The sequence below is a fragment of the Aeromonas sp. R3-1 genome (genome assembly GCF_040908345.1).
GTDB lineage: Bacteria > Pseudomonadota > Gammaproteobacteria > Enterobacterales > Aeromonadaceae > Aeromonas > Aeromonas veronii.
Genome location: NZ_JBFODN010000227.1, coordinates 1 through 4,247 on the forward strand (window position 1 = coordinate 1; position 4,247 = coordinate 4,247).

The window sequence follows — 4,247 nt, forward strand, 5'->3', positions numbered from 1 at the left end:
ATTATCACAGAGACTAAAAGAGAAGACCGCCTGCTGGCGGTCTTCTCTTCTATGATTCAACCCAAGCTAGTTGGCTTGGCTCTGCTGTTGCTGCAACTGATCCAGTGCCTGTTGCTCCTGCTGGCTAAGACCCAGCTGTTCGCAGGCCTGCTCAAAGCTGATCCCCAGATGGCACATCATGATATCGATGGCGGGCAGATAGTTCTTCATAGCTTCTTCCATGGTGATCCTCCAGACCCATCACTTATGCCCTGAACCACTCGGGGCGGCAATTAGACTTTAGGCTTAGCCTGCCCATTTGATAAGCACCCCTGCCACTGGGGGAGGGAATTTGTTACCCTGCACCATGATAAAAACGGTTGCCGTATGACTGCGAGCAACAGGTGAGGAGCAGGGCATGTTATTGAGTTTCTTGATCATCGCTTCAGGTTGGTGGCACATCCGTGCTGCCTACGGTTCAGACAGCCGCCAGTTCTATATCAGCAAGCCGCTGACCATGCTGCTTATCATCGCGTTGGCGTTCGGCTACCAGAGTTATGACCACGATGGTTCACACGCCTGGATCCTGCTCGGCCTTTGTCTCTCGCTGGCGGGCGATGTGCTGCTGATGTTGCCAAGCGATCGCTTCATTCAGGGGTTGGCGGCATTTCTTGTCGCGCATCTCTGCTATATCGTCGGTTTTGCCCAAGGGCCGTTGTTGCTCAATCTGGTGGATGGTTTGCTGCTGTTGCTGATCGCCGGCATGGTCTTTGGCCTGCTGTGGGGCAAGCTGGGGGAGATGCGGATCCCGGTCTTCTGCTACATGCTGGTGATCATTGGCATGGCCTGGGTGGCCGCCGGTGCCTGGCACGCCTCTCTCACTGCCGGTTCGGCCGCCGCTCTGGTGGGGGCGCTGATGTTCCTCTTCTCCGACAGCATGCTGGCGCTCGATCGCTTCCGCCGCCCCTTTCCCCACGCCCGCGCCTGGGTGATGAGTAGCTACTTCGCAGCGCAATTCCTGATTGCAGGGTCGCTGGCGGGATAACGTCTTCTGGTTGAGTGCAGGCAACAGATAACGAAAAACGGGCATTGGCCCGTTTTTCGTTTTATGCCCGGCGTTTTTCACGCCTCTAGCGGTTCGGCATCCGCAGCCCGTGGGGCGGGGGATTTGAGCAACAGCATCAGTGCGCTGGCGATCAGCAGGAAGATCCCCATGATGTAGAACACCTGGTTGTAGGCCATGATGGCCGCCTCCCGGTTGATGGTATTGGCCAGCATGGCCCGTGCTTGCTGCTGGGCAATCTCGGGGCCTGAACTCTGCGCCATCATGCTCTGGGCCAGTTGCAGCAGATAGTTTTGCCCCTCGATACTGCTGGCGGCCAGAGTGCTGCCAATTTGCAGCACATGGGTGCGGGTATCGTTATCGAGCATGGTCGCGATGATGGCGATACCGAACGCACCACCCAGGTTGCGCAGCACGTTGAGCAGGGTCGAGGAGGAGGGGATCTCGTCGTGGCTCAGGCTGGCGGTGGCGACCAGGGAGAGCGGCACCATGATGAAGGGCTGCCCCAGCGCCCGCACGATCAGTGACTGGATCAGCTGCGGCCCGGCGTAGTCGGCACTCATGTTGACGTTCATAAAGCAGCTGACGGCGAAGATCAGGAAGCCGAAACTCACCAGATAGCGCGGGTCTATCTTGTGGGTCAGTTTGGGCACCAGCGGTAGCACCAGCAGTTGCGGCAGCCCCATCCACATCAGGACTTCGCCGATTTCCAGCGCGTTGTAGTTGTGGATCTGGGTCATGTAGAGCGGCAACACATAGATAGATCCCATCAGCGCCATGCCGAGGATCAGATAGGCGAAGCAGGCCAGCGCGAAGCGCGGGTTGTGCAGCAGCCGCAGATTGACCAGCGGGTGACGGCGGATCAGCTGGCTGATGACGAAGAACACCAGCGCCACCGCCGAAATGACTGCCAGTCGCACGATGAAGCTTGAGCCGAACCAGTCTTCCCGGTTGCCCTCTTCCAGTACCACCTCCAGCAGGCCGAGGCCGAGCGCCATGGTGACAATCCCGATGAGGTCTACCCGCTTGATCACGGCCCAGTCCACCGGTTTTTTATCAAGCCCGTGGGCCAGCATGGCTATCACCAGCAGTCCCGGCGGCACGTTGAGATAGAAGATGTAGTGCCACGACATCTGCTCGGTGAGCCAGCCACCGAGGGTCGGGCCGATGGCGGGGGCGAAGGTGGCGCAGAGGCCAAAAAGCGCCATGCCGGTGGCCCGCTTCTGTAGCGGCAACAGGGTGACGATGAGGGAAAAGGCCATCGGGATCAGCGCCCCGCCAGTGAAGCCTTGCAGCGCCCGGAAGACGATCATGCTGGTGAGGTTCCAGCTGAACGAGCAGAGCACGGAGGCGGCGATAAACGCACCGGTGGTCCAGAGCAGGTAACGGCGCACACTCAACCCCCGGCTCAACCAGCCGCTCAGGGGGATGGCGATCATCTCCGCCACCAGATAGGAGGTGGAGATCCAGGAGCTCTCGCTCAGGGTGGCTGACAGGGCCCCCTGAATGTCCTTCAGGGAGGCATTGGTGATCTGGATATCGAGGATGGCCATAAAGGCGCCGATAAGGCCCCCCATGACCGCGATCCAGTTGCGACGTGGAATGGGTTCCATCAGTTGGCAGCCACCACGGGATCAGGAGTGCGGGTATCCACGATCACTTCGGTCGAGAGACCCGGCAGCAGCTTGCCTGCCAGCGGGCCCGGCTCGGGGATGCGGATCTTCACCGGTACCCGTTGCACGATTTTGGTGAAGTTGCCGGTGGCATTCTCCGGTGGCAGCAGGGCGAACTTGGCGCCGGTCGCCGGAGCCAGGCTGTCGATGATCCCCTCGACCGGTTGATCCGGGTAGGCATCGAGTACCACTTCGACCTTCTGGCCCGGCTGCATATGGGCGAGCTGGGTCTCCTTGAAGTTGGCCTCGACCCACACCTGCTGCAGCGGCACCAGGCTGGCGACCTGCATACCGGACTGGACGTAGAGCCCTTCCCGCAGGCTGCGCTTGCCGATGATGCCATCGGCCGGTGCCCGCAGCTCGGTATAACCTAGCTCCAGCTTGGCTTGCTCCAGTTGCGCTTCGCTCAATGCCAGCTTGGCCAGATTCTGTTTGCGCTCGGCATCCAGTACCAGCAGTCGCTCACGGGCCGCTTGCAGGGCGGCTTGGGCCTCCCGGGCTTGCGCCTGATTGACCTGCAGGCCGGCACGCACCTCGTCCAGACTATCTTGCGAGCTGTAGTGGCGCTGGTTGAGCTGACTGATCCGGTTGACCTGCTGGCTGGCGCGCAGCTGTTCGGCATTGGCGGAGGCGACCTTGGCCTCGGCCTGCTGGATCAGGCTCAGTTGTTGGGTGCGGGTGGCGGCCAGATTTTCGGCCGTCGCCTGATTGAGGCGCAGGTCGGCTTCGGCCTCCGCGACCCTGGTTTTGTATTCGCGATCATCGAGACGAGCGATCAGTTGGCCCGCTTTGACCGGCTGGTTGTCGGTGACCAGCACTTCGCGGATATAGCCGGGCAGCTTGGAGCTGATCCCGGTCACTTCACTTTGCAGATAGGCGTTGTCGGTGCTTTCAAAATAGCGGCCGTGAAGATACCAGTAACCGGCGAACAGCAGACCGAGCAGCGCCAATATCATGGCTGCCAGCAGGGGAATTTTTTTGTGTTGACTCATTTTTGTGATTCCTGAACTTAAGGGGCGCAGGCTAACACTGGTCAACTGTTTCGATTAGTATTGGTTCACGAGATATACAGTTTCACTGGTGCAACAATGGATCTCAATGCCGCGTTAATTCTGGTGCGTATCGTCGACAAGGGCTCGTTTACGGGGGCCGCCCGCGAGCTGGGGATGACCAAGGCGATGGTCAGCCGCCGCATCGCGGAGCTGGAACAGCGGCTCGGAGTGCGTCTGCTCTATCGCTCCACTCGTCAGCTCACTTTGACCGAGGAGGGGGAGAAGTACTACCTGCACTGTAGCAAGGCGGTCGATGCCCTGACCGAAGCCGAGCTGATGCTGAGCGCCAGCCAGCAGGAGGTGACCGGCACCCTCAAACTGGCGGTGCCCATCGAGACGGGGCAACTGGTGGTCGGGCGCCTGGTTGCCAAGTTTTTGCAGGCCTATCCCGCCCTGCAGGTGGAGCTGGAACTGACCAACCGGGTGGTAGACCCCATCAGTGAAGGGCTGGATGCGGTGGTGCGGATTGGCGACATGAGC

The 4,247-nt window shown here is 60.2% G+C and carries 5 protein-coding genes; 2 read left to right on the forward strand and 3 right to left on the reverse strand.

The genetic code is table 11. The features are described from left to right. Positions 1-66 precede the first annotated feature (66 nt). Complete coding sequence (locus tag AB5Y85_RS14600) at positions 67-222, reverse strand: hypothetical protein (protein ID WP_005348505.1); 156 nt, start codon at positions 220-222, stop codon at positions 67-69. 175 nt (positions 223-397) lie between these two features. Here AB5Y85_RS14600 and AB5Y85_RS14605 point away from each other — a divergent pair, with 175 nt between their 5' ends. Continuing rightward, positions 398-1,024 (forward strand): lysoplasmalogenase, encoded by a 627-nt coding sequence (locus tag AB5Y85_RS14605; protein WP_005348507.1) that lies wholly within the window; start codon positions 398-400, stop codon positions 1,022-1,024. Positions 1,025-1,101: 77 nt separating this feature from the next. Here the strand turns inward: AB5Y85_RS14605 and AB5Y85_RS14610 are convergent, their stop codons facing one another. Then, the gene (locus tag AB5Y85_RS14610; RefSeq protein ID WP_252656708.1) at positions 1,102-2,655 is read right to left on the reverse strand and encodes a DHA2 family efflux MFS transporter permease subunit; all 1,554 of its coding nucleotides are present in this window, start codon (positions 2,653-2,655) and stop codon (positions 1,102-1,104) included. Next, the gene (locus tag AB5Y85_RS14615) at positions 2,655-3,707 is read right to left on the reverse strand and encodes an HlyD family secretion protein (RefSeq protein ID WP_005348510.1); all 1,053 of its coding nucleotides are present in this window, start codon (positions 3,705-3,707) and stop codon (positions 2,655-2,657) included. The genes AB5Y85_RS14610 and AB5Y85_RS14615 overlap by 1 nt, the downstream gene beginning before the upstream one ends. A 96-nt stretch (positions 3,708-3,803) precedes the next feature. Between AB5Y85_RS14615 and AB5Y85_RS14620 the strand changes: the two genes are divergently transcribed. Next, positions 3,804-4,247: LysR family transcriptional regulator (locus AB5Y85_RS14620; protein WP_368221653.1), on the forward strand; the 444-nt coding region annotated here is incomplete at its 3' end.